The following is a 24540-nucleotide window of genomic DNA, read 5'->3' on the forward strand; positions in this document are numbered from 1 at the left end:
CGGAGCCGCGGCAATCCCCGGTGGCTGGAGTGATCGGCGGCAAGGTGATCGTCACCACCGGCTCCACCAGCGTGGGGCCGGTCGATACGACCTTTGTGGGCGAATAGGTCAGCCGGCTCGGAACGCACTTGCACCTCAGTTGGCGTGAAATCTGAAACCACAGGCTCCAGTTGCACCCACGACTCTGGCAAGCCGGGTCGCTCATCATTCGTCCGACCCGGCCCGCCAGACCTCGCAACCAGACGCCTGAGCTTCACCGCAAAGTGCGACGTCAGGGCCTCAAGAGCTTCCAGTGACCTTCGGAAACCACTTCCACGGTGCCATCCACCACGTCGATGGCCGTCTGGTCATCGATGGCGTAGCTGGATCCAGGCAACCCCGCTGCCCAGTGTTCGGCCGTGGCCATCGTGTTTTCTGGCAGATCGGGGTGGTTCATGTGAGGGACGATCGAGAAATCTACAAGACACAGCGTTTCATCGCTCCCAGTGGGCGGCCTCCACCCCATAAAGTCCTCGCCGATCCGGGGGTCATCACCATGCTCCCCGCACTCAAGCCCACCCAGACGGTCTCGCGCAGCGACGGCAGGAGAGCAGCCAGCCCGGACTCCTTCATCCAGTGGTGCAGGTACAGCGCGTCGCCCCCATTCACCAGCAGGACGTCTGCCGCCTGCACCCAGGGAATCCACCGCTCCTGACCGATGCTGGGCAGCGCTGTGAGTTCCAGGACGCCCACAGACTTCCACCCCAGCTCGCACATGGGGGTTCTTGGTGCCCGCCCATTGATGAAGCGCCAGGCCCCACCGGGACTGCCCTGGGGATGCCCGTACCCTGCCGTCGGAATACACAGGGCGGTGGCATCAGCGATCGGCTTGCCGAGGAGAGTCAGGAGCGCGTCGTGAATGCTTTGGTTCTTGATCCCGGCGGACGTGAGGAGAAGTTTCATGGTCGTCTCCCGGATAACCGCTCGATAGGCCTGTCGGCTCAGATATGGACGTTCACTCGCCACCAAAAAGAGGATGTCAATAACGTGATGAGATGAGCAAATTGTCTCTACAACAACATGGAGGCATGGGGTGCCGCCTCTTCGCTGGCAGCGTCAATGACCTCGTGCACTTGACGCAGTCGTACCAGCTCGGAATCACAATGACGCTCACACGGCAAATCATGGCCTAGGAACACAGCCCACGAATTCCAATGTCTCAATGACACCCTCAGCAGCGGTCGGGCCGACCGCCGGCCCTGGGGCGGTTGGTCGGGACAGGCATCCCACCTGGGACACACCTGTGGAGTTGGGGTGTTGTGCCTGGGACACACCTGTGGAGTTGGGGTGTTGTGCCTGGGACATACCTGTGGGATTTCCACCCCACGACGTGGGACATACCCGTGGAAAATCCCTGTATCCCCACAGGTATGTCCCACAGCACGCCTGAGACACACCCGTGGGATCCACTGGGACACACCTATGGGGAATTTTCAGGCCCCTGGGACATACCTGTGGGAAAAGGCCCAGGTACCTGGGACATACCCGTGGGGTTTTCTGAGACACACCTGTGGGATTTCGCCGAAAAAACATGTCCAGCACAGGAACTCCTGCGGCCTCTTGGTGGTGTTTTTCACCATAATCTTTTCAAATCTTTTTCCTAAACAAGGGTATTCTTGACAACAACAGGAGACGCATGGCTGACAAGCGCCGCAATAGTTTCGATGATCTCAACTGGGGGCGGCTGAACCTCGTCTCCGCCCAGGATCAGATTGATGGTCTGAACTCCTGGAAGGTCACCTACCCGCACGGTGAGCGCATGGTTCGGGTGTCGTGCCGGGCCCTTCCAGAACTCGGGGTTCCACACGGCATCGACAACGACGTCAGCAGCGCCCTAATCGATTATTTTATGAGCCTCGGCCTCCCTGACGACGGGGAAATGAACCTGTCGGTCTCCGAACTCATGCAGCTCGCCGGGTTCCACCGCACTGGGAAATACCGGGAAATGATGCTTGTCAGCCTCGACCGCCTGCACACTACGTCCTACGAGATTGCCGGTGGCTGGCGGGATCATCCAAACCGCCGCTGGACGACCGCGAAGTTCCACTTCATCGAACTGCTCGAGTACACGCACCAGGGCGAGTCCGGAAAATTCGATGAGCGCACCATGCTGCGCGTCAGACTGGCGGAACCGCTCGTGGCGTCGCTGCGCAGCGGATATACCAAGCCGCTGAACATCGAATTCATGCAATCCCTGTCCCGTCCACGGACTCGGATCATCTTTCGGCTGCTGGACGCCATGCGGTACAACCCCGAGTCGCCCGATGAGATCATTGACGAGTTCGAGATCGGGATCATCGAATGGGCCGATCTCTGCAAACTCCCGAATACCCGGCCGGACACCATCCGCCGCGCGCTGGAAGCGCCGCATGAGGAACTGAAACGCCGGGGATACCTGCGAGCCGTGACCATTGAAGGCCGTGGCCGCAACCAGCGCCTGCGCTACGAATTCGCGCCAGAATTCACGCCTGTCAGCCCGGCGCTGCTCGCCCGCCTGCGCACCCATGGCGTCACGGATGGCGTGTCCCGGCAACTGGCCCGGCAGTACACGAGTTCTATCCTGATGGCCCGCATCGATCAGTTCGACCGGCTGGTGCGGAGCGGCACCCTCACCATCCGGAAGACAGCGGCCCACGCGCTGGTGCACCTCATCCGCAATCCTGACCAGTACCCCGATGCGCAGAGCGGCCGGGTCGTCACACTGCATCCTCCCGCCTCTCCCCTGCCCCGCCAGCCGGCTCCGGAACCCGATCTGCCGACCTGGGCGGAGGAACTCGGAGTTCTCTCTCCGGAGGACGCGGCAACGTTCACGGTCAAGCGCATTGCGCTGCTGTTTGCAAGGCGCTTCACCACGTCGGAGCTGGATCAGTTGCGTCACCAGGTGCTGCACGGTGTGACGGATCCAGCGCAGTTGCTGACCGAGGCCCATCACCGGCTGGTGCGCATTGAGGCGCAGCAGTTCGTGGATGAACTCAAGGCCAGACTGCGCGCTGGTATGGATGGTGAACCCGTGCCACCCCTTCAGCTTGCCTGAGACACACCTGTGGGATTCGGTGTTTTCCACGAGTCCATATTCTCTGAATTCTGCGTTCAGCACGGTTCTGATGCGATCCAGCCCTTATTGAATCAATCGCGTGTGTGGTGAGGCAAATCAAAAGAACTGGCCGTTCCTGCACCTCGTGGCATGCGGTGTGATCTTCCTCCAGATAAGACGGGCTATCTCGGCCACAGGAGCCCTCACCAGAGGCGGGTGTCATTCAGGGCCCGACGTGCTTGGGCGGGTGCGTGCTGGGCCGCTCAGACGCTGTGCGGCCATCTGGCGCCTCAGCTCCGTTCGGGCAGAATCGGTTCTGCCCGTGTTGCAGCGCCTGCTGGGTAAAGCGTCAGGAATCATGTTTGTGTTCTTTCAGCTTGGCGTCGGCCTATCGCCAGCACGTCCGCGCCGTCTGTATGCCGCTGGGACAGCGCGACGTGGCCCCGTTCCGACATGGGAATCAAGCTCAAATGTAACGTGTGCCCGTAGTGGGCCTCCAAAGTGGAATTCCGCCTCCTGGTGGCGGGCATCCATCCCTTTAGGAAGCCAAGTCTGTCCACTGGCATTCCACTCACACCACGGTGGTGCAGGAGCGGGAGTGCTTCGGGAGTTCGGGTTCAGAATCCTTCGAGATCCTGAAAAAACGCTGGCGCTCCAGAGCGACGCGGAAGCATTTCGGTCAGTAGGTGTACACATATGCATATAGTCAAAATTATCCACAGACGTGTAAGTCCACATGTGTACATGTGGACTTACACGTCTGTGGACTCTGTCTCGTTTGCAGCTTCGATCTGCGGCCAGCCGTACAATTCCAGTTCAATACATCCAGCGAACGACGTCGTGGGCTGCGCAGTACAAACACTTGTTTACACGTGTGTGTGTACACATTTTTACAAAATCACGCGTAGACGGGTAAGCCTGTAGATTGACTTCATGACGACCGCGTCTCGATCTGGGCCACTGGTGATCGCCGTAGCTGGGCTCAAGGGGGGCATCGCCAAGACCACCACCGCCATCCACATCGCTGGTGTGCTGGCAAGCGCCCAACAACGGGTTCTCCTGGCCGATGGTGACCGAATCCGTACCAGCACGGCATGGGCGCGGGGCGGACACCTTCCGTTCACCGTTGCGCCGGTCACAGCGCTGGCCAGAGCCCGCGATTACGACGTTGTCGTCCTCGATACCGAAGGTGGCCCGGACAACACGGAGCTTCTCGAATTTGCCCGCACGGCGGATCTGACCCTGCTGCCCACCACACCGGACATCAACGGCCTCGATGGTGTGGCACAGACCGCCGACATCCTGCGGGCTGGCGGGGTGGCGTCCGAACGCTACAGCGCGCTGCTCACCATGGTGCGCCCAGGAGGCATGAAGGAAATCCAGGCGCGCAAGGGGCTACTGGGCCAGCAGATTCCGGTGCTGCGATCGAGCGTCCGGATCAGTGAAGTGTTTCGCGACGCGGCGAATGCCGCTGTCCTCGTGAAAGACGTTCGTGCTGACATCGCAGCGAAGTGTTGGAAGGACTACGAGGCGGTGACCGCGGAGGTGATCGCCCGGGTGATGGAGGTAAACGCATGACTGACCTGTTGTCCAGCCTGGCGCAGCTCAAGCAGGCACGTGAGCAGGACGAGCAACCCACACCCGCGGTGCCCGAGGTACACCCGGCGTCCACTCGACCCGCAGAAGCACTGGCGCCAGGTGGCAGGGGAGACGACAAGACCCTCGCAGGGCGGGTGCCCCTCGCGCTCCACCGCGAACTGACGCGCGGGCTCCTTGACGCGGCGGACGAACTCGGCGTGAGGCGCGTGAATCTCGACGAAGCGCTGGAAGCGGCCGTGCGTGTCGCCCTTCGGGATCCACAGGTGCATCAACGGTGGCTCGAAGAGATCCAGGCGGTGCGTCGAGAGCGCCGAGATACCTGACCTCTGCGGCTGCTTCAGCGGCTAAGTCCGGTGGTCGGCGTCCTACCGTCCAACGGCCAGCGTATCGGGAGATGTAGCTGCTTCCACTGAGATGTAGACCTTGCCAAGGCGAAGATGACCCGTTGTCGTGAGGAGCCAGTCAGGCCGCCCCAGCTCGGGTATGCGTCCCAGTCAGGGCGCCACGAATCGTCATTTGGCAGGATGGGTGATTGGAAGGGCCTTGGCTCGGTCGTAGAGGGCACACAGACCGCTTCGGTCTCCATGATCGTAGGTGAGGATGGCGTCGGGCTCGGTGGTGCCTGGACGCAGGCCCGCGGCGTGGAGTTCATCGGGCGTGGCGAATTGATCGGGATAGCACTGCTGAAAACGGGGACGGGCGCTCGACTTGTCTCGGGTGGGCATCAGTTGGTGTCCAGATAAAGCATGTAAAACCTCGGCGGACGTGGTGCTGCACCCAGTGTGCCCGATTTCTGCGGTGATGACGAATGGTCGCCGAGGCCGCCCACGTCACCCCCTTGATCGTGGACGGGTTGACCTGGACGAAACCCGTTCGGCGTGTGCTGAAGGCTGGGTCGACCTGCAGCCGATCATGGGGCGATCATGCCTTGGGCAGCACACTGAACCCACCGTCCGGGCGAGCCGTTCCCGCTCCCTTCCCCTCAGCCCGGTGGCCAGGAGGAATTGATGGCCTTCGCCCGGCACTCCCAGAACGGGACATTGAGCGCGAGAACCAACGTCCCATCGTCCGATTGTTCTGTGGAGGTGAAAGTTGAGTCAGGTGGTCGAGGCCCCAGTATGTCTGTCGATGCGCCCTGTTCCTCTGTTATAAGACAACTTTAGTTTGAAAATTCACCAAGAACGAATTTAGCATCGTAGTGTGGTGATGTTCACCGCGTACCGATGGACAGGATTCCGCTCCGTTCCCCCTCCCGTCGACCACCCCAGGAGACTGTCATGCCCAGAAAAGCCACGTCCGCTCAGGTTGCCGTGAAAGGCAGCGCTCGCCTCCTCCCGGCCACCGCGAAAGCTGTGGGCGATCCACACCCCGACCAGGACATCGACGTGACCGTGCGCCTGAAGTCGTCGGGGGTGCAGCCCCACGCCCTCCCGGCCGTGCCCATGCGCCGGTCGGCGTTCAACCGTGAATTCGGATCGTCGCCAGAGGAGCTGGCCCGCGTGGAGCAGTTCGCCCAAGCCCATGGCCTCAGCGTGGTCGAGAGCAGCGCTCCACGCCGGACAGTCATCCTGCGGGGCCGCGTGTCGCAGATGCAGGAGGCGTTTGGCGTCTCGCTCGGGCTGTACGAAGACCGTGGCGTGACCTTCCGGGGCCGCAGCGGGCCGGTGCACGTTCCCCAGGATCTCGCGGACATCGTCGAGGGCGTGTTCGGCCTCGACGACCGCCCACAGGCCCACCCGCAGTTCCGGCTGGCCGGCCCGCTCCCAGCCCCGGGCGTGGTGCATCCACACGCGGCAGGCAGCAGTTTCACGCCGCTCGAACTCGCGCAGGCCTATCAGTTCCCGGCAGGCGACGGGGCCGGTCAGACCATCGCGATCATCGAATTGGGCGGCGGGTACAGAAAGGCCGATATCACCGCGTATTTCGCCGAACTGGGCCTTAAGGCCCCGAAGGTTACGGCCGTCCGGGTGAACGGTGGCAAGAACGCCCCGACGGGCGACCCGAACAGCGCGGACGGCGAGGTGATGCTGGACATCGAAGTGGCGGGTGCCGTCGCTCCTGGGGCCAAGATCGCCGTGTATTTCGCTCCGAACACCGACGCCGGGTTTCTCAATGCCGTGACCACGGCCGTGCATGACGCCCGGCGCAAGCCCAGCGTGGTCTCGATCAGCTGGGGGGCAGCCGAACCGGGCTGGACACAGCAGGCCATGCAGGCCATGGACAGCGCCTTCCGCGAGGCGGCCATGCTCGGAGTCACCGTGCTGTGCGCGGCCGGCGACGACGGTTCGGACGACCGCGTGGGCGACCACCTAGCGCACACGGACTTCCCGGCGTCGAGCCCCTGGGCGACCGGCTGCGGCGGCACCCGCCTAGAACTGAACGGGGGCGCCATCAGCAGCGAGACAGTCTGGAACAACGGGATGGGTCACGGAGCCACCGGTGGAGGCGTCAGCGACACGTTCGCGCTCCCGGACTACCAGCAGGGTGCCGGCGTGCCGCCTTCGGCCAATCCCGGTGGCCGGGTCGGTCGAGGCGTGCCGGACATCGCTGCCGTGGCAGATCCGCAGACCGGGTACCGCGTTCGCGTGGACGGTCAGGACATGGTGATCGGCGGTACGAGCGCCGTCTCGCCCCTGTGGTCCGGTCTGGTGGCCCGCCTGAACGCCCAGCGCGCCCACCCCATCGGCTTCCTGAACCCCCTGCTGTATGCGGCCGGGCCGCTGCGCGACATCACCAGCGGGAACAACGGTGCGTATCAGGCGCACTCAGGGTGGGACGCCTGCACCGGTCTGGGCAGTCCCGACGGCACGCGGCTGGCCACCCTGGCCCCTTAGTCACTGACGCCTGAACATCAGCCGGACCATTTCCGTGCCCGTGCCCGACACCCTAGCAACAGTCTTGAGGGCGTGCTAAACGGTGCGAACAGGAGGATCGGCTGAACGCAATGGCATGACCTGCCCCCGCCCTGGCCTGTGCCAGGTGCTCGGAGCAGGCCGTCCCTTGTGGTGTCGGCGATACCGCTCACCCCTTTGCGCTGGTCGGGCAAGGGAGAGCCGCTAGGCTCAGGTATGAGCGATCCTGTACGACTGGATGAGCCCCTGGTGGCCCAGGTCATGGCGATGTATGGCCCCTGTGCCCTGCTGCGGCTCTATGACGATGCCCACCTGCAACTCGAACCGTCGGCCGCGTCCAGGGTGGTGCTGTTGAACCTGGGGCCAGCCCATGTCCTGCTCGAATCGGTGGTGCTCGGCTGGTATGACGGTCATGGTGACCGCACCACCTACTTTCCCTTTGGCACGGTGATCGTGCCCGGGGAAGGCAAGGATCTGCTGGGCGTGGAGGCCCTGCCGGAGATCATGACCCTGATGGGCAGCCCACCTGTTTCGGGTTTCCGGGACAGCGCACGTGCCTTTCGACTACATGCGCGCGTGGCCGTGCCGGGTGACGTCATCGACGTCCGGTTGATCGTGAAGCCGCTGGCCGTCGAGGCCGACGGCAGTGGGTACTTCGGCACGGTCGTCGATTCGACGTGGACAGCGTCCGGGTAAACCGGGAGGGTCATGGAGACGCGTCAGCAAAAGGCGCGGAAGATATCTGGACACACCGCTCGTTTCGGCTGCCCGGTACTCTACTGAGGGAAAAGGAAAGAGGACGGCCCACGGCCGTCCTCTCTGTTTGGAGGTCTCGTCTATTCGCTGACGGGAACGGGCGCGCCACGCCGACGCAAAGGCAGTTGCGGCAGGATCAGGGTCGCGAGGAAGCCGAGGACGACCGCGATCAACCCCACGCGGAACACGGCGGCCACGGCGTCGGTCAGGGCCACCTTGAATCCGGTGCCGAAAACGTCGATGGCGTGCAGGAGCGTCGCCTTGCTGCGTTCGATACCTGCGATGGCGGCGTTGACGGCCGTGGTCTTCGCCTGCGTGGCCGCGCTGGTCTCGGCGGCGCTGAGCCCGGCCGTGATCCGGCCCAGCACGGCGTCCTGACCCTGTGGAGTGGAGATGGCCTGCGCGGGGATCTGGGCCAGCTGGCTCCGTAGCGCTTCGGGAAGCTGTGGATTGGCGGCCAGGGCCGTCAGGGCTCCCGGTTGCCCACTGCGGACGGCAGCGGTGACCCCGGCCAGTACCTTCCCAAAACCGGCCTTGACCTGCGCGTCGATGCCACCGGCGCTGAGCACGTCCCTGAGCTGGGCCGGGGTGTTCGGATCGGCCAGCAGGGTCTTCACGCTGGCCGGATCGTTGTCCCGCAGCGCCTGGGTGATCAGGGTTTCCTCGGTGTTCAGTTTGGCCGCCACGGTGTTCTTGATGGTCGCGACGTTGAAATTGCTCGCATCGCTGCCTCCGCCCTGCCCGAGGGTGTTGAACTGCGCCCGGGCACTGGCGGGCAGCAGCGCCTGGGCCTCGGTCTTGGCGACGGTCAGCTCGCCGCTGAGGGTATTCGCGAACAGGGTGCCCAGAATGGCGACTCCGACGACCTGACCCAGGTTGCGGAAGAAGGTGACGGCCGACGTGACCTGACCGGTCAGCCGCGGATCGGAAGCGTTCTGGATGGCCAGCGTGTACAGCGGAATCGAGGGTCCCAGGCCCAGGCCGATCAGGATCATCTTCCATGTCACGGACGCCTGGCTGGCGTCGGGATGGAGCGTGAAGCCCATGATCAGGAACGCGGCCATGAGCAGCACCAGGCTGACCACCATGATGCCCTTGTACTTGCCGATGCGGGTGACCAGCTGGCCGCTGAGGATGTTGCCGGCCACCAGTCCGAGCACCAGCGGGGTGAGGGTCAGGCCGGAATTGGTGGCGCTGAGGCCGACCACGTTCACCATGAACAGCGGCAGGAAGATGATCGGCCCCAGGAAGGCCATGCCGAGCAGGAAGGTCGCGGCCGAACCGATCGAGAACACCCGGTTGCGGAACAGCCCCAGGTTCATCAGCGGATCGTGTGCGCGGCGCTCCGTGAGCAGGAACAGTACGGTGCCCAAGGCGGCCAGCGCGAACATGCCCAGCACCTGCCAGGAGCCCCACAGGAAGCCGGTTTCTCCGGGGGTCAGGGTCGTCTTGCCCAGCGACAGGGCCAGCAGCAGGGGCACCACGGCAACGATCAGCCAGAAGGCGCCCAGCAGATCCAGACGGGGCCGTTCCTCGGCCTGGCCGTAGAGATGCTTGAGGGCCGGCATCCGCGTGAGGATGAAGGTCATGGCGATCAGCCCGATCGGCAGGTTGACGTAGAAGACCCAGTGCCAGCTCAGGTGATCGGTGAGGTACCCGCCGATGAGTGGCCCGAGGACGCTCGAAATGCCAAAGACAGCCCCAAACAGCCCCGTGTAGCGGCCCCGTTCGGCAGGCGCGAACAGGTCGGACACCACCGCGAAGGCCGTGGTGAACAGCGCCGCACTGCCAAAGCCCTGAACGGCGCGGAAGGCGATGAGCTGTCCGGTGCCACCGCCGAGGAAGGAGCCCATGAACGGCTCGCCTGACAGCCCGCACAGCAGGGAGCCGATCAGGAAGGACACGATGCCGAACATCAGGATGCGCCGCCGTCCGTACAGGTCGGAGAGCTTGCCGTAGATGGGCACCATGACCGTCGAGGCCACGAGATACGCGGTGGTGATCCAGGTGTAGAGGCTGGGATCGATGTGCAGGTCTTTCTGGATCTGCGGCCCGGCCGTGGAGACGATGGTCTGGTCGAGGGCCGCCAGCAGCATCCCGAGCAGGGTACCGATCATGGTGAACAGCTTTTCCTGACGGGTGAAGGTGGGGCCAGCATGGGCTTCGGGCGAAGCGGCCGGGGGTGATGCGACGCCGGGTGTGGTCATGGGTGGTCAATCTCCAGTGCGGGTGCAGAGAGGGCTGGATCGGACGGCGTCGATCCCGACTGGCTGAAGCTGGTTCCCAGAAGCCGCATGATCTCGGTAAACGCCACAACCTGTGTCGCGGGCAGGCCGCTGAGCCCCCCGCGTAGCACCTCGTACATGGTGTGACGTGTCGCGGCCAGGACGGCGGCGCCGGCCGACGTGAGGGTGAGCTGTACCCGGCGCGAATCGTCGAGGTCGAGCCGACGGACGATCAGGCCGCTCTTGACCAGGTCGTCAATCAGCCTCGACACCATGCTGGGCGTCATGGCCAGGCGGCCGCAGACCAGCCCAGGGTAATTGGCGCCGGTCTCGACCGCGCTCAACGCGAGGTAATCCTTGAAGTCCAGGCCATGCTCACGCTCCAGCACTGGGGTCAGGTGGCGCTTCATCGCCTGGGTGGCCGCCCACCACGCGGCCATCAGGTCATTGATCGCTCCTTCGGACGGCGAGGCCTGGTTCCCGGCGGGAGGGTGCTCACGGGGTGGTGTTTTCATGGAGAAATTGTTTCACTTCTGCAATAATTTTACAATAGGAGGATTGGCGGCTGGAATGCGACGAGGTGGACTGCCGACCAGTCCACCTCGTCCCAAGGCCTCAATTCCAACGACTTGCGATTGCTTTAGAGGCACCCACTTGGAATTCGTCTGCAGACCTCACAGCATTCCGGGCATCCATGCGGAACGCCTGCTCTCGACAACACGGACGGGCAGTCGAGCTCAGTGCAGTCGCAACAGGGCCCGCTTGGCCAGGAGCGTCACGCTGGGCAGGGTCAGCTTTTTGGCCGCGTGGTTGCTGGACACGGCCCACAGCATCACGATCACGTCGCCCCGGCGGACGAACAGTACCGCTGAGTCCTGTGGCACGCCACCTGTCACCGAGGAACCGCCCACGCCCGCCGCGTCCTGGCCCAGACCCGGTACCGTCTTCAACCCTTTGAAGCTGCTCTCTCCACTGCCCATCGCGCTCGCCAGGGACTTGCCCTGCAAGAACTTGCTGGCCGGCGAGATCAGCTGCACCATCAGGCTGCCGCCCTCGAAGTCGAAGTTGCAGGACGGAAAATCCTGTCCCTCGGCCGGCTTGGCCGTCACGGCGGGTGCGCCCAGTCCGGACTTCACCTCGCCGGGGGCGAGCAGCTTGCAGGGATCGGTGGCAGCGAGCGACATGGACGAACAGCCGAGGATGGTCAGAACAGTCAGGATCTTCACGGATCACTCCTTGGGGGTGTGCACCACAGTGATGTCCAGGTGCCAGGTCTCGTCGTAGGTTCCACCGCCGATGGCTTCGTGGTGTGGCACGTCCTGCACGATCTTGAGCGGGAAGGTCGTGGTGTTCTGCCAAGTCCTGAGCGCCCAGCCCGGTTCGGTGGTGGCGCCCGATCCGATGGTCACCGCGCTCTTCTCGCCGATGGCCTTGAGCTGCTTGTTCCAGCTGTCCAGCCAGGTGGTGGGGTCGGAGTGCTTCTGCTCGCCACAACTGCTCAGGGTGTGTTCTGTGGGCGTACCCACGCCGATGGTCAGGATGGTGTTCGGCAGATCCAGCTTGCGCGGCGGGGCCAGCAGGCCGTACTTGGGTGTGTTGTGCAGAATGCGGATCACGTCGCGTTTCTGGGCGGGCGACAGGCCCTCCAGATTCGGGTTCGGGGCATTCGGGTCGGGCGGCTCGGCTTTGAAAATGGGAAGGAACTGTGCGGCGATCAGGCCCGGTGTGGTGCCAGTGCCAGATTCCACGCAATGGGCGGGCAAGCCCATGGTGCTTCCGTTGTACGTTTCGTTCAGGTTGAATCCGGCGTAGGGCAGGGGCTGGTGACCGTTCGGGAGTTCGGCCGGTGATCCCAGAAACGTCATCGCCGAAATCTTGATGGGCAGAATGCTGGTGATGGTGGCGCTGTAGCTGGTGATGCCCTGCCCCTGGATGATGCTGGCCACGCTGTTCTGAGGGAACACCCCTGCCAGGTCGATGTTGCCCTTTTCGGTCAGGGTGGAGTTGACCTGCACTTCGAAGTGCGCGCAGGCCTTGAGCACCCTGTCGTACTTGGTCTTGAACGCGTCGCCCATGGTGCCGCCCAGCAGCTGGGCCTGGCGTTCCACGCCCAGGTAGAAGGTCGTGAGGCGCAGGAAATCACCGGTCTTGAAACAGACCTGCGCCTCCTCGTCCAGACATTTCTCGGCGATGGGGCCAAGTCCGCTGGCCAGCGCGCTCAAGCTCGAATCGCTGTCCACGCCCAGCAGTTGTTTCTGACGTTCCAGGCCCAGCACCTTGGTGATGTACAGGAGGCCCACCGTGCAGCTCTTGGTTGAGGCCTCTTTGAGGGGCCCGATGACCTGCTTCTCGTACTCGGCCATGGCCTTGGCCAACACGGCTGTGTCCAGACCGTTCGAGTCCTGCCCGAGCAATTGCCGCTGCCGTTCCTTGCCCAGCTGCTCTTGCACGTAGTGCTGAATTCGCTCCTCGTCGGCCTGCGGTTGCCGTACCGCCTCGGCCGTCTGTTCGGCCTCGTTGCTGTTGGCAAAGCCCGCGCCGCTGAAGTGGTTCAGCAGGAAAACATAATGGCCGGGGTCACGCATCAGCATGGTGGTGGTGAAGTCCTGGCCCGCGCCCGTGAAGTTGAAGGGTGTGATGGTCTGCAGGTTCGGCTTGTCGGCAAACTCCACTTCCAGCGTCACCGGCTTCACGAAGAAGGTGCCCTCGGGCTCCAGTTGCACGCCCGCGTTCACGCCATCCTTGAAGGGGATGCCTTTCAGGGCCGTCAGCGGGGTCATGGTCAGGCGTTCGGGAAAGCCCAGCGCGCCTTTTGGAACCGTCAGCGTGTAGGTATTTCCGGCCGCGTCCAGGGTGGTGAGCTGCCCACCGTCCGGCCCGATGACGTCGCTGTAACTGTTGTCGGCGTCGGTGGTGGGCGTGACGTTCAGGGGCTTCACGTCGCGGGTGAAGTAGTCGGCGGGGAGGGTGGGCGCCGTGGCCGCCCGCGCGCTGCCCAGGAGGGCCAGCAGCCCGATCCATACTGCGGCCTTCATTTCGCGCCGCTCACGTCGAACTCGACCGGGCGGGACGTGTCCTGAACGACGCTCAGGGTTGTGACCGGATCGCTGGTGGGCACTTCGAAGTAGAGCCGGGCCTTGGCCTCCTCGCCGGGCTGCAGCCTCACGTCCAGGGACTCGTCACTGCCCGCCTTGAGCACCGTCTGGTTCCAGGTCACCTTGTCGCCGCTGGCGAGCCGCAGCGTGGGCTGGAGGTTGTTGTACGACAGCCGCTGCTCGGTAGGCGATCCGTTGCGGACGCTGAAGGTGGCGATCAGAAAGCGGTGCCCGTCGCTGGGCTTGGTGCCGCCGATGGCCGCGTCGCTGAGGGCCAGACGGTCGAGTCGCAGGTCGAGCGCTCCGACCTGGACGTAGCTGCTCGCCTTCGCGGGCACGCTGGCGCGGACGGCGAGCGGATTCTGCGGATCGGCATACGGCGCGGCCATGGCCTTCACCACGCCGTGCAGGTCGTATCGCAGCACTTTCTGGTCGCCGCCCTGCACGATCAGTTTGGGGGCGCCGTTCGCGGCGGGCAGGGGAATGACCGTGTACACGTCGACCTTCTGCGCCGGCTTGAGCCGCAGGTCTACAGCGTCGCTGCTGCCCTCACGTCCGACGGCCTCGACGTTCTGGCGGTTGGCGTTCTGGTCGTCCACCACCGTGAACTTCACGCTGCTCCACGAGAAGCGGCTCTCAGTCTTGCCGGCGTTCTGCACACTGTAATGCAGCACCAGCAATTTCTGGTCGGCGGCGGGAACGGTACTCTCCTGCCCGATGTTCACCCGCGTGGCCACGAACTCGGCTCCCCTGAGCGTGAAATTCAATGGGCTGACGTCGCTGTTCGCCAGCGCATACGGCTGGCCGACGACGCCGGAGCCGCCCGCGAGCTGTCCATTGCCGGTGGCTCCGGCCGGCCCCAGCGTGTAGCGTTTGGTCGCGGCGTCGTAGGTGAGGCGCAGGCCGAGCGCCTGCGCCAGCGCCCTCAGATTCACGTAGACCTGCCCATTCTGGGTGGTGCTGGGCAGCGTCACCGCCTTGCCATTGATCGTCACCGACGTATCGGCCAGGGCCAGGGTGGTGGAGAGCAGCAGGGCAAGTGCAGCGGATTTCCGGATCATGGGACTCCTGAAGTTGTGTGGAGGACGGATCGAGTCTACGCAACACGGGGCACCGGTGCCAGCACGCTTATGTCGCTGGCACCGGTGCCCCGGCCTTCATTTCACATCGAGTTGCTGGAGCATGCCCATCCGGGCGTGCTCGGTGCCGTCCTTGGTGGCCACGAAGCACACCACCACGTAGCTGCCCTTGCTCAGGTTCCACGTCACCGTCTCGGCGTGCCCGGTGGTCAGCACCTGGGCGAAGACCGCGTGCTCGAAGTCCATGGGGGGTGGCCCGGACTGGCTTTGGCTCATCAGCGCCGCCATGGCGTCCTTGAGGGTCTTGCCGGGCATCAACTTGGCGACCAGGGCGAAGTGCGGTTCCTTGCCGGAATTCATGACCTGCCAGGTGTGGCGGCCGGCGGTGGCATTCGTGGGCAGTTCGAAGCGGTAATCCACCATGTTGATCTTGTAGTCGGCGGCGGGTGCGCTGCCCATGGCGGAGCCGGTCACCGTGATGGTCTTGAGAAAGCCCATGGAGAGCGCCGTCTTGTGGGTCTTCTCGTCGGCGTCCAGGGAGGCCAGGAGGTACTTGCCCGGCACCAGGGTGATCGTGGCGGCGCCGGACTGACCGGGCGGCACATCGCCGACGCCGCCGGCCACCTCGACCATCTGGTTGAGTTTCCACGACGCGTCCTTGGCCGACTGGGTGGCCACGGCGGTCGCGGCGGCCTGGAACTGGGCGTCGGTCACGCCGGGTTTCAGCCGGAAGAAGGCGAGGTCCACGGGTATCTTGCCGCTGTTCTTGAAGGTCACGGTGACGGCCCCGGCGGCCACGGTGGCGGGGGCCCTGTAGCCGCTGGCGGTGGCCGTGACGGTCAGCGGCGTGGGGGCGGCCACGGCGCTGCCGAGGCTCAGGGCGGACAGGACAAGCAGGCGTCGGTTCATGGTGGTCTCCTCTGGCGCTCAGGACTTCAGGTGGGGGCGGTCGGTGGTGGGTGGATGTGGGTCGAGCCGGGCCCCCAGCCAGCGCAGCAGCGCGCCGGACGTGCGGAAATACACGCGCTCGCCGCTGGAGGCGTCGTAGAGGCTGAGCCGTCGGCTGTCCGGCTGATCGGTCTCGGCACTCAGGCGCAGGACGTAGACCTGTTCGGGATCGGGAGCTGCCGGATCGTCAGACATGGGGCCGCCTTCCAAGCGGGTCAGGGCGTGACCGTGAACTCCGTGAGCATGCCCAGATCGAAGTGGGGCTTGCCGCTGGCGGGATCCGGAATAAAGCACACCGCAACGTAGTTCCCGGCGCTCAGCGTGTGGCTGGTGAACTCCCGCACCCCGGCCGAGAGCGGGATGTTGCCGCCCACGAAGTCTCCCGGCGCGTTGCTGAAGTCCGGATTGGGCTGATCCAGGAAGGCCTTGACGTCGGCCAGCGTCTTGCCGTCGTGCAGCTTCACCAGTCCCAGTTCGTGCGCTTCCTGCCCGGCGTTCACGAACTGCCACATGTGCGTGCCGGCGCGGATCGTCGAGGGCAGGGCGTACGCGAAGTCGGTGCCCGTCACCTTCACGTCGGACGCTGGTTCCGACACCGCCGCCCCGCTGCGCGCCGTGACCGTCAACGTGCCGGTGATGACCGGCGCCGCCGACGGATCGGCCGCGTCGTCCAGCCGCAAGTACGTCCCCGCCGGCAGGTCGAGGATCACGCGCTCGCTGGTGCCCGGCGCGACGTCCATGGTGCCGCCGTAGCCATCCGCCAGGGTGTAGAGCGCGGCCTCATCGGCCGCGTTCAGCGCGGCCTGCACCTCGGCCTGGGTGTGGCCAGCCTTGGGGCGCAGGAGGAAGATGGTGTGGGGGCGGGCCCCGGTGTTCGTCAGGGTCACGGCCAGCAGGCCCGACTGGGCGGTCGCGGGCGCCTGCACGCCGCTGTCAGCCGCGGTCACGGTGACCTCGGGCAGGGTGGCCGGTACGGCGGTCTGGGAACACGCGACCAGGGCGAGGCTTGCGGCAATCAGGGCGGTCAGGTTCCGGATCATCCTGTTCTCCTCGCGGCGACTCCGGACATCACCGGTCCGGCCCCCTCACCGCTGCGCCCACGGTAGACGGCGCGGCGTGATGAACCCGTGACGGCACATGGCGTGTTCTCGCCACGACCGGGGCTCCGGCGCCGTTTCAAAACGGCTGGCCGGAGTAGGTCATGTCAAAACCCGGTGCGGTGCTGCCGGTCAGGTCTGGGACGGGTTCAGTCGGCCCAGCACCCGCGCGGCCAGCGCTCGCGCCGTCGGCTCGGCGTGCAGGCGTTCGAGGGCGGCGTGCAGGGCGCCGCTGCCCAGCCAGTCCCGGTAGCGCCGGTAACAGGTGGCCGCCGACGGCAGCCCCGCCGGAAATGGGCCGTGCCAGGGCGAGCCGGTGTCCAGCGCCCACAGCACGCCGTCCAGCGCCGCGCGGGTGTCCCGGCGGGGTCGACCGGTGCTCGCCTCGCGGCCGCCCAGCGTGTGGTGCACCAGGGCCCACTGGGCGTCGGTCAGCGGACTCCAGTGCCTAGTGGGCGAGGGTGGGGCCTTGAGCAGGGCGCGGTGGGCCGGCAAGTTCAGGAAGTCGCTCCGCCACGCCTCGGGAACGTGATCCGCGAGGGCCACGAGACGCTCGGCCGCCTCATCCTGGACGGTCTGTGTGTTCACGTCGCCCAGGGCGCCCAGCGCCTTGAGGTGAACCAGCGCCACCTCCGGCCAGTCCAGGTCGGCGGCCGAGAAGGTGTGCAGCAGGGTGCGGGCCTGGTTCGCGTGGCGAACCGCGTCGTCGGGTCTGTCCAGGGCCATCAAAGCCTGCGCCGCGCGGGTGTGCGCGGCGGCCTCCAGGCCCCCATGATCGATGTTCCTGGCCTCGTCCACCGCCTCCATGGCCAGGGTCAGACCCACCGCAGGCTCGGCCAGCCCGGCCCGCCACAGGTGGGCGCGCAGGCGGCTGGAGGCCGGACTGCCGGCGCCGATCAACTCCTCCGCCTCGGCCAGAGGCCTGCTGTAGGGCAGTCCGGTGCGCGCCGCCGCGCGCACCCGGCTCAGGCGAACCATGGCCCGTTCCGGCGCGCGCGTATGTTCCGCATCGGCCAGACCGAACTCACGTTCGGCCTCGGCGTGGCGGCCCAGACTGGCCCACAGGTCGCCCAGCGCCGTGCGCGCGTACGCCTGCGGCAGCCCGTGGGCCTGCGCCAGGGCCAGGGCGGCTTCCAGGTGGGTCTGCGCCTCCGTGAAGCGGTGCAGGATCGTCAGCGCGCTGCCCAGCTGCGTGCGGATGCGGCGCTCGATGTTCGGCGTGCCCTGCAGGGCCGTGCACAGCTCCAGCCCTGCTTCCAGACGGCCCACGGCCTCACGTGCCCGGCCTCCCTGCAGCAGGCTCCCGCCCCAGTTGCCCAGCACGATGGCGCGGTGATCGGTCTGGCCGAGCGCGGTGAAGAGCGCCTCCACCTGCGCGTACCGTTCGGCAGCTTCGGCCCGCCGGGCCTGGTAGTCCAGCACCAGCGCGAGGTCATTGATGGTGTCCGCCTGCGCGGAGACCATGCCCAGCTCGCCGAACATCACCTCCACCCGCGCGTAGGCGTCCGCAGCGGCGTCCAGCTGCCCCTCGTACCACAGGCTCAGGGCCACGGTGCCCAGCAGGCTGGCGCGCAGTTCCGGTTCGGGCCGGTCGCCCAGGAGCACCAGACCCGCCTCCGCTGTGGCCTGGGCCTCGGCGCTGCGCCGCTGGCGGTTCAGGAGCTGGGCCCGGTGGTACGCGGCCCGCGCCCGCTGCACCGGCGTGCGCGCCAGGTCTGCCATCTGCGCGATCACCGCCTCGTGGGCCCCGCCATGATCGGCTTCCAGCAGCGCCCGGCTCTGCGCTTCCAACGCCGTGATCGCCGCGTCCGTGTGGCCGGCCTGGGCGTACGCAGAGGCTGCCCGCCCGGCGAGCTGCGCGGCCTCCGTCAGGCGGAAGGCGTCCAGCGCCTCCTGCGCCGCCGCCTGCCAGAACGGGCCGGCCCGCCCCGGCTCCCCGCCCGCTTCCCAGTGGGCCGCCACACGGGCGGGCGCGCGGCCCACCGGCGCGAGCGCCGCCGCCGCCTGCCGGTGCAGCAGGGCACGCAGGGGAGCGGGAACACCGGACAGCACCGCCTCCTGCAGCAGATCGTGGGTGAAGGCGTTCCCCGACAGCACCTGCGCGTCCTCCAGTTCGGCCCAGGGGGCCACGAGGCTCAGGGCGGCACAGTCCAGCATGGGGGCGACGGTCTCCGGACTCAGGTCCGCTCCCAGGACTGCGGCGGCCCGCGCCAGGCTCAGGGCGGCGGGCGAGAGCCGCTCTAGCCGCTGTTTGACGAGCGGGCCGAGCCGCTGTGGCAGCAGTCCGGCGCTGGTGGAGAGCAGGTGACGGGCCGTTTCCAGCACGAACAGTGGATTGCCGCCTGTGGCCCGCGCGATCTCGTCCGCCTGCGCGGCCAGGTCGGCCACCCCCAGGCTGCCCAGCAGTTCGGCCACCTGCGGGTTGGACAGCGGTTCCAGGCGCACCCTCACCGCCAGGCCCGCCGACACCAGCCGGTCGATGCGCGCTTCGAGTTCGGGGGACAGTTCGCCCGCCCGGTGGGCATGAATGGTGCGCAGGGGAGCGCTGCCATCTCCCCAGAACGCGGCGAGCGAGTGCTCCCCGGCCTCCACGCTGGCCGCGTCCACGAACTGCAGATCATCGAAGGCGACGATGCCCATGCCCGCGTCCGCGGCGAGCCGCAAAACCTCCGTCTTGGCCTGATAGAACCGCAGTTTGTCGGCGTCGCTGGACAGCGGTGGCGGCGGCTCCCCCAGTTCGGGCACGATCCGGGCAAGTTCCCGCCGCACCCAGCCGGGCAGCGCCAGCTCCGGGAACCGGCGCAGCAGCGCGCTGTAGGTGCGGGCGTGTGTGCTGTAGGGCACGGACCAGTCCCCAGGGCGGCCCTCGAAGTGTGCGGCCAGGCCATGCGCGGTCACGAAATCCCGCAGCAGGCGGGTTTTCCCCACGCCCGGCTCCCCGCTCAGGATGATGCCCTGACCGTCCGCCCAGGCCTGTTCCATCACGGCCCACTCGGTGTCCCGGCCGATCAGGCGCGGCGGTCGGCGGGTGGAGAGCGGCAGCGCGGCGGGCGTGGGACGCGGCGGGGCGTCGTCGCCCTCGATCTCGCGGGCCAGGGCGGCCGTGGCCGATGACGGAAGGACGTCCAGTTCGCGTCGCAGGGTTGCCTGACAGCGCTGCCACGCGACCAATGCGCCCGCCCGGTCGCCCAGCAGGTGGTGCAGGCGCATCAGGCTTCGCCAGGCCTCCTCGCTGACCGGATCGAGGTCCAGCCAGACCTCGCCCAGATCCAGCGCGCCGCGCAGGTTGCCTGTGGCCTCCAGGTGCCGCGCTTCCGTGCGGATCGCCACGATCCGCGCGGCACGGTGCCGCTCCCGCACCGCCAGCAACCAGTCGGCCAACTCGGGCAGGTCGTCGTAGTCGTGAACGTGCAGGCCGCCCAGCACCTCTTCGGTGGTCAACGGGACGCTCAGGTGCAGCATGGTGCCCTTCCCCAGCTCAGGTGCCACGCCGCCCTGCCGCAAGCGTCGGAGCGTCTGGCGCAGGTTAACGCGTGCCGTGGATTCTGGTACGTCCGGCCACAGCAGCCCGGCCAGGCGGGATCGGGGGGTGGGCCCCTCGACGGACAGGTAGGCGAGCAGCGCCGCAGCGCGCCGTTCCAGCGTGGGCAGACCCCCGTCCGGCGCTGCCTGGGCGGACGGGACGAGCGGACGTGCAGGCCGGCTCATGACTCCGGCAAGTCTAGAACGCTCGCGAGAGGCCAGGGTGACCTTGACTTCCATGCCAGACGGTAGGTCGCGGAACCCGGCCTCAAGCGGCTCAAGGTTCAGGAAAGGATGGTGACAGTGGTGACGGCGGCCACGACGGCGGTCGCGAATAGGCCCTGGACGTGACGGTGGACGTCCGTAAAGCCTGCTTTAACCATTTGCGGTGGTTCGCGGGGCCTCGTGCGGGACAGTACGGGCTGAGGCGCTGAGGGAGAAGACAGCCAGGGAATGCCGTGGCGGCCAGCAGGGAACTGCCCGGAATGCTGTGCCCGAAAGTTCCATCTGATTCCGTTCTAGAGCTCAGTCCAGCGTGTGGAGGAACCGATGTCCCAGACCAGTCCGACCCCCAAGCCTTCTGACGCCGACCCGCCCGCACTGGCGGTGTCCCTGACCGTGAACGGAACGCGGCATGACGTGACCCTCGACCCGCGCGTGACGCTGCTTGACGCCCTGCGGGAGCACCTGCACCTGACCGGGACGAAGAAAGGCTGCGACCACGGCCAGTGTGGCGCCTGCACCGTGCTCGTGGACGGCACCCGGATCCTGAGCTGCCTGACGCTGACGGTGATGCACGCTGGGCAACACGTCACGACGGTCGAGGGTCTGGGCACGCCGGACGCGCTGCATCCGCTGCAAGCGGCCTTCGTGCAGCACGACGCCTTCCAGTGCGGGTACTGCACGCCGGGGCAACTGTGCTCCTCGCTTGGCGCGCTCGACGAACTCGCGCGCGGCGTGCCCAGTCACGTGACCGCTGACCTGAACGACGTGACCTTCAGTGCCGACGAGGTGCGTGAACGCCTCAGCGGCAACCTCTGCCGCTGCGCCGCGTACCCGAACATCATCGCGGCGGTCACGGACGTCCACGCCGCGCAGGGCGCACAGGCCGCGCCATGAGGGCCTTCACGTACGAACGGGCGCGCACGCCGCAGGCGGCCAGCCACGCCACGCTGCCGGCCGGAGCGAAATTCATCGCGGGCGGCACGAACCTCCTCGACCTGATGAAGCTGGACATCGAGCGGCCCACCCACCTCGTGGATCTCGGCGACCTGAACCTGCGGGCAATCACCGGCACCCGCGACGGCGGTCTGCACGTCGGGGCGCTGGTCACGAACACCGAGCTCGCCAGCCACCCACGCGTGAAGACGGAGTACGGCGTCCTGTCACGCGCCATCCTGGCGGGCGCGTCCGGACAGATCCGCAACAAGGCCACAACCGGTGGGAACCTGCTGCAGCGTGCCCGCTGTCCGTACTTCTACGACACGAACCTGCCGTGCAACAAACGTGAGCCCGGCAGCGGCTGCGCGGCGCTCACCGGTCTGAGCCGCCCGCTCGCCGTGATCGGCACCTCGGACGCGTGCATCGCGCAGCATCCGTCGGACATGGCGGTCGCCCTGCGCGTGCTGGACGCGACTGTGAACACCGTGCGGCCGGATGGACGCGAGCGGGCCCTGACGCTCGACGGGCTCTACCGCCTCCCCGGCGACACGCCGCACCTGGAGACCACGCTGGAACCCGGCGAACTCATCACGGGCGTGACGCTCCCGCCGCCGGTGGCGGGCACGCACGTGTACCGCAAGGTGCGCGACCGGGCGTCCTACGCGTTTGCGCTCGTGTCCGTGGCGGCCATCCTGAACGGCAAGGCGGCCCGGTTCGCCTTCGGCGGCGTCGCCCCGCGGCCCTGGAGGGTCGAGGAGGCCGAGGGCGTGTCTGTGGATACGGCGCCAGGACGCCGCGCGTCGGCTGTGATCGACCGGGCGTTCGAGGGGGCGCGGCCGACCGCGCAGAATGCCTTCAAGCTGCCGCTGCTGCGCGGCACCCTCACGGCGGTGCTGGAATCGGCCCACGGAGGCCAGGCATGAAGTTCGATCAAGCCGCCACCCCCAATCCGATTGACCAGGAGCGGGTCGTCACGCGCCCCCACACCCGGATCGAGGGGCCGCTGAAAGTCACCGGACAGGCCCCGTACGCCTACGAATACGACCTCCCCGTGGCCCCCACCTACGGCTTCGTGCTCGGGGCCGGGATCGCGCATGGCCGGATCACCCGCATCGACACGGCCCTGGCCGAGGCCGCGCCGGGCGTGCTGCTCGTTCTGACGCACGAGACCATGCCCGCGCAGGGGAAGTCCGACACGCCGGTTCCACAGCAGGAGGAGGCGTCCCCGCAGCTCACTGGGCCCGAGGTGCGCCACTACCATCAGGCGGTGGCGTTCGTGGTCGCGCAGACCTTCGAGCAGGCCCGCGCCGCCGCGTCCCTCATCGAGGTGGACTACGAGGTCACGCCGGGTCAGTACACGCTGGCCGACACCGTGCCCGGCGGCCAGGAACCCGAGGACGCCGTGGACAGCGTCGTCGGGAATTTCGACCACGCCTACCGGAAGGCCGAGGTGACCGTCGACCTGACCTACACCACGCCGGACCAGTCGCAGGCCCCGATGGAACCGCACGCCACCATCGCCCACTGGGAGGGCGAACAGCTCACCGTCTACACCGCCCATCAGGTCGTGCACTGGGTGAAACGCGGGCTGGCCCTGACCCTGAACGTCCCGCAGAAGAACGTGCGCGTCATCAGCGCGTACGTCGGCGGGGGCTTCGGCACGAAACTGCTGTTCTTCTCGGACGCGGTTCTGTCCGCCGCCGCCGCCCGGCTGCTGGGCCGCCCGGTCAAGACGGCCCTGGCCCGCCCCCTGATCTTCAACCACACCTCGCACCGCGCCGCCACCATCCAGCACCTGCGCCTGGGCGCCGATCCCACCGGGCACCTCAGTGCGGTCGGCCACGACACCTGGACGGGCAACCTGCCCGGCGGGGACACGGAACCCGCCTGCGAGCAGACGAAATACCTGTACGCCGGCCCACACCGCCAGATCCGCACCCGCAAGACCGAACTCGACCTGCCGCCCGGCGCGAGCATGCGCGCCCCGGGCGAGGCCGTCGGGATGCTGGCCCTCGAGGGCGCGATGGACGAACTCGCGGAGAAGCTCGGGATCGATCCGGTCGAGCTGCGCCTGCGGAACGACGTGCAGTTCGACCCCGAGAAAGGCCCGAAGCGGCCCTTCTCGTCGCGGCGGCTCGCGCAGGCCCTCCGGACGGGCGCGCGGGCCTTTGGCTGGGAGAACCGGCCCCGCACGCCCAAAGAACGCCGGGACGGCGAGTGGTTCGTGGGGTATGGCGTCGCGTCCGCGTTCCGCACGAACCTCGTGAAACCGTCGGGGGCCACCGTCCGCCTCGAACCCGGCGGCACCCTCACGGTCGAGACGCAGATGACCGATATCGGCACCGGCAGCTACACCATCCTCGGGCAGGTGGCCGCCGAGATGCTCGGCCTGGAACTCGCCCAGGTGCAGGTGCGCCTCGGCGATTCCGACTACCCGGCGGCGTCCGGTTCCGGCGGCTCCTGGGGCGCGAACAGCGCCTCGGCCGGCGTCTACGCCGCGTGTGACGACCTGCGCCGCGCACTGGTCCGCCAGGCCGGCTACACGTATGCGAACGCCGTCTTCCGGAACGGCCAGGTCTGGCAGGGCGCGGAATGTACGCCGCTCGCAGACCTGGCCGGCACGTCCGGCGTCAGCGCCACGGGCCGCATGACCTACGGCGACCTGGACGAACAGTACGTGCAGGCGGGCTTCGGCGCGCACTTCCTGGAGGTGCACGTGAATGCCTACACCGCCGAGATCCGCGTCAGGCGGGCCCTGAGTGTCGTGGCTGCCGGCCGCATCCTGAACCCCATCACCGCCCGCAGCCAGTGCCTGGGCGGCATGACCATGGGCATCGGCTCCGCCCTGATGGAGGCGCTGCACGTCGACCATGACCTGGGCCTGTTCGTGAACCACGACCTGGCTGAATACCACGTCCCGGTCCACGCCGACATTCCCGACATGGACGTCATCTTCCTCGATGAGCTCGACGACCAGTCCTCACCGCTGCGCGCCAAGGGCCTGGGCGAACTCGGCATCAGCGGCGTCGGGGCGGCCGTTGCCAGCGCCGTGTACAACGCCAGCGGCGTGCGGGTGCGCGACTTCCCGATCACCCTCGACAAGGTGCTGGCTGGCTGGGAGGGGCAGGGCTGA

The 24540-nt window shown here is 66.9% G+C and carries 19 protein-coding genes; 8 read left to right on the forward strand and 11 right to left on the reverse strand.

What is annotated here, in order from left to right; translation table 11 throughout:
- Positions 1-271: 271 nt before the first annotated feature.
- Both E7T09_RS22360 and E7T09_RS19955 read right to left on the reverse strand, forming a co-directional pair.
- Positions 272-436 (reverse strand): hypothetical protein, encoded by a 165-nt coding sequence (locus tag E7T09_RS22360; protein ID WP_240741911.1) that lies wholly within the window; start codon positions 434-436, stop codon positions 272-274.
- 20 nt (positions 437-456) lie between these two features.
- A complete protein-coding gene (locus E7T09_RS19955) occupies positions 457-942 on the reverse strand; it encodes a Type 1 glutamine amidotransferase-like domain-containing protein (RefSeq protein ID WP_240741912.1) in 486 nt (161 codons plus the stop codon).
- Positions 943-1675: 733 nt separating this feature from the next.
- Between E7T09_RS19955 and E7T09_RS19960 the strand changes: the two genes are divergently transcribed.
- The 5 genes from E7T09_RS19960 to E7T09_RS19980 all read left to right on the forward strand — a co-directional run bounded on the left by E7T09_RS19960 (position 1676) and on the right by E7T09_RS19980 (position 8220).
- Complete coding sequence (locus tag E7T09_RS19960) at positions 1676-3073, forward strand: replication initiator protein A (RefSeq protein WP_136390971.1); 1398 nt, start codon at positions 1676-1678, stop codon at positions 3071-3073.
- Positions 3074-4006: 933 nt separating this feature from the next.
- Positions 4007-4651, forward strand: a complete 645-nt coding sequence (locus E7T09_RS19965) for a ParA family protein (protein ID WP_136390972.1) — start codon at positions 4007-4009, stop codon at positions 4649-4651.
- Positions 4648-4995 carry a hypothetical protein gene (locus E7T09_RS19970; RefSeq protein WP_136390973.1) on the forward strand — a complete coding sequence of 116 codons (348 nt, stop codon included), beginning with the start codon at positions 4648-4650 and terminating at the stop codon, positions 4993-4995. The genes E7T09_RS19965 and E7T09_RS19970 overlap by 4 nt, the downstream gene beginning before the upstream one ends.
- A 954-nt stretch (positions 4996-5949) precedes the next feature.
- On the forward strand, positions 5950-7506 hold the full coding sequence (locus E7T09_RS19975) for a protease pro-enzyme activation domain-containing protein (RefSeq protein WP_136390974.1): 1557 nt from the start codon (positions 5950-5952) through the stop codon (positions 7504-7506).
- 234 nt (positions 7507-7740) lie between these two features.
- Positions 7741-8220 carry a hypothetical protein gene (locus tag E7T09_RS19980; protein ID WP_136390975.1) on the forward strand — a complete coding sequence of 160 codons (480 nt, stop codon included), beginning with the start codon at positions 7741-7743 and terminating at the stop codon, positions 8218-8220.
- A gap of 140 nt (positions 8221-8360) precedes the next feature.
- Here E7T09_RS19980 and E7T09_RS19985 read toward each other — a convergent pair whose 3' ends face one another.
- From E7T09_RS19985 to E7T09_RS20025, 9 genes are all read right to left on the reverse strand, one after another.
- On the reverse strand, positions 8361-10487 hold the full coding sequence (locus tag E7T09_RS19985; RefSeq protein ID WP_136390976.1) for a DHA2 family efflux MFS transporter permease subunit: 2127 nt from the start codon (positions 10485-10487) through the stop codon (positions 8361-8363).
- A complete protein-coding gene (locus tag E7T09_RS19990) occupies positions 10484-11020 on the reverse strand; it encodes a MarR family winged helix-turn-helix transcriptional regulator (protein ID WP_136390977.1) in 537 nt (178 codons plus the stop codon). Before E7T09_RS19990 ends, E7T09_RS19985 begins: the two co-directional genes overlap by 4 nt.
- Before the next feature lie 222 nt (positions 11021-11242).
- Positions 11243-11731 (reverse strand): hypothetical protein, encoded by a 489-nt coding sequence (locus E7T09_RS19995; protein WP_136390978.1) that lies wholly within the window; start codon positions 11729-11731, stop codon positions 11243-11245.
- Positions 11732-11734: 3 nt separating this feature from the next.
- The gene (locus E7T09_RS20000; RefSeq protein WP_136390979.1) at positions 11735-13540 is read right to left on the reverse strand and encodes a hypothetical protein; all 1806 of its coding nucleotides are present in this window, start codon (positions 13538-13540) and stop codon (positions 11735-11737) included.
- Complete coding sequence (locus tag E7T09_RS20005; protein WP_136390980.1) at positions 13537-14661, reverse strand: DUF4352 domain-containing protein; 1125 nt, start codon at positions 14659-14661, stop codon at positions 13537-13539. Before E7T09_RS20005 ends, E7T09_RS20000 begins: the two co-directional genes overlap by 4 nt.
- A gap of 96 nt (positions 14662-14757) precedes the next feature.
- On the reverse strand, positions 14758-15588 hold the full coding sequence (locus E7T09_RS20010; RefSeq protein ID WP_136390981.1) for a hypothetical protein: 831 nt from the start codon (positions 15586-15588) through the stop codon (positions 14758-14760).
- 18 nt (positions 15589-15606) lie between these two features.
- A complete protein-coding gene (locus E7T09_RS20015) occupies positions 15607-15822 on the reverse strand; it encodes a hypothetical protein (RefSeq protein WP_136390982.1) in 216 nt (71 codons plus the stop codon).
- A 20-nt stretch (positions 15823-15842) separates the two neighbouring features.
- The gene (locus E7T09_RS20020; protein WP_136390983.1) at positions 15843-16667 is read right to left on the reverse strand and encodes a hypothetical protein; all 825 of its coding nucleotides are present in this window, start codon (positions 16665-16667) and stop codon (positions 15843-15845) included.
- A gap of 189 nt (positions 16668-16856) precedes the next feature.
- Positions 16857-20432 carry a transposase gene (locus tag E7T09_RS20025; protein WP_168734957.1) on the reverse strand — a complete coding sequence of 1192 codons (3576 nt, stop codon included), beginning with the start codon at positions 20430-20432 and terminating at the stop codon, positions 16857-16859.
- Positions 20433-20795: 363 nt separating this feature from the next.
- On the opposite strand from E7T09_RS20025, the gene E7T09_RS20030 reads away from it, so the two are divergent.
- The 3 genes from E7T09_RS20030 to E7T09_RS20040 are packed head-to-tail and all read left to right on the forward strand — an operon-like array spanning position 20796 to position 24540.
- Positions 20796-21365, forward strand: coding sequence for a 2Fe-2S iron-sulfur cluster-binding protein (locus E7T09_RS20030; RefSeq protein ID WP_136390985.1), 570 nt, complete (start codon positions 20796-20798; stop codon positions 21363-21365).
- Positions 21362-22330, forward strand: a complete 969-nt coding sequence (locus E7T09_RS20035) for a xanthine dehydrogenase family protein subunit M (RefSeq protein WP_136390986.1) — start codon at positions 21362-21364, stop codon at positions 22328-22330. Before E7T09_RS20030 ends, E7T09_RS20035 begins: the two co-directional genes overlap by 4 nt.
- Complete coding sequence (locus E7T09_RS20040) at positions 22327-24540, forward strand: xanthine dehydrogenase family protein molybdopterin-binding subunit (protein WP_136390987.1); 2214 nt, start codon at positions 22327-22329, stop codon at positions 24538-24540. Before E7T09_RS20035 ends, E7T09_RS20040 begins: the two co-directional genes overlap by 4 nt.

This window comes from Deinococcus sp. KSM4-11 (genome assembly GCF_004801415.1).
GTDB lineage: Bacteria > Deinococcota > Deinococci > Deinococcales > Deinococcaceae > Deinococcus.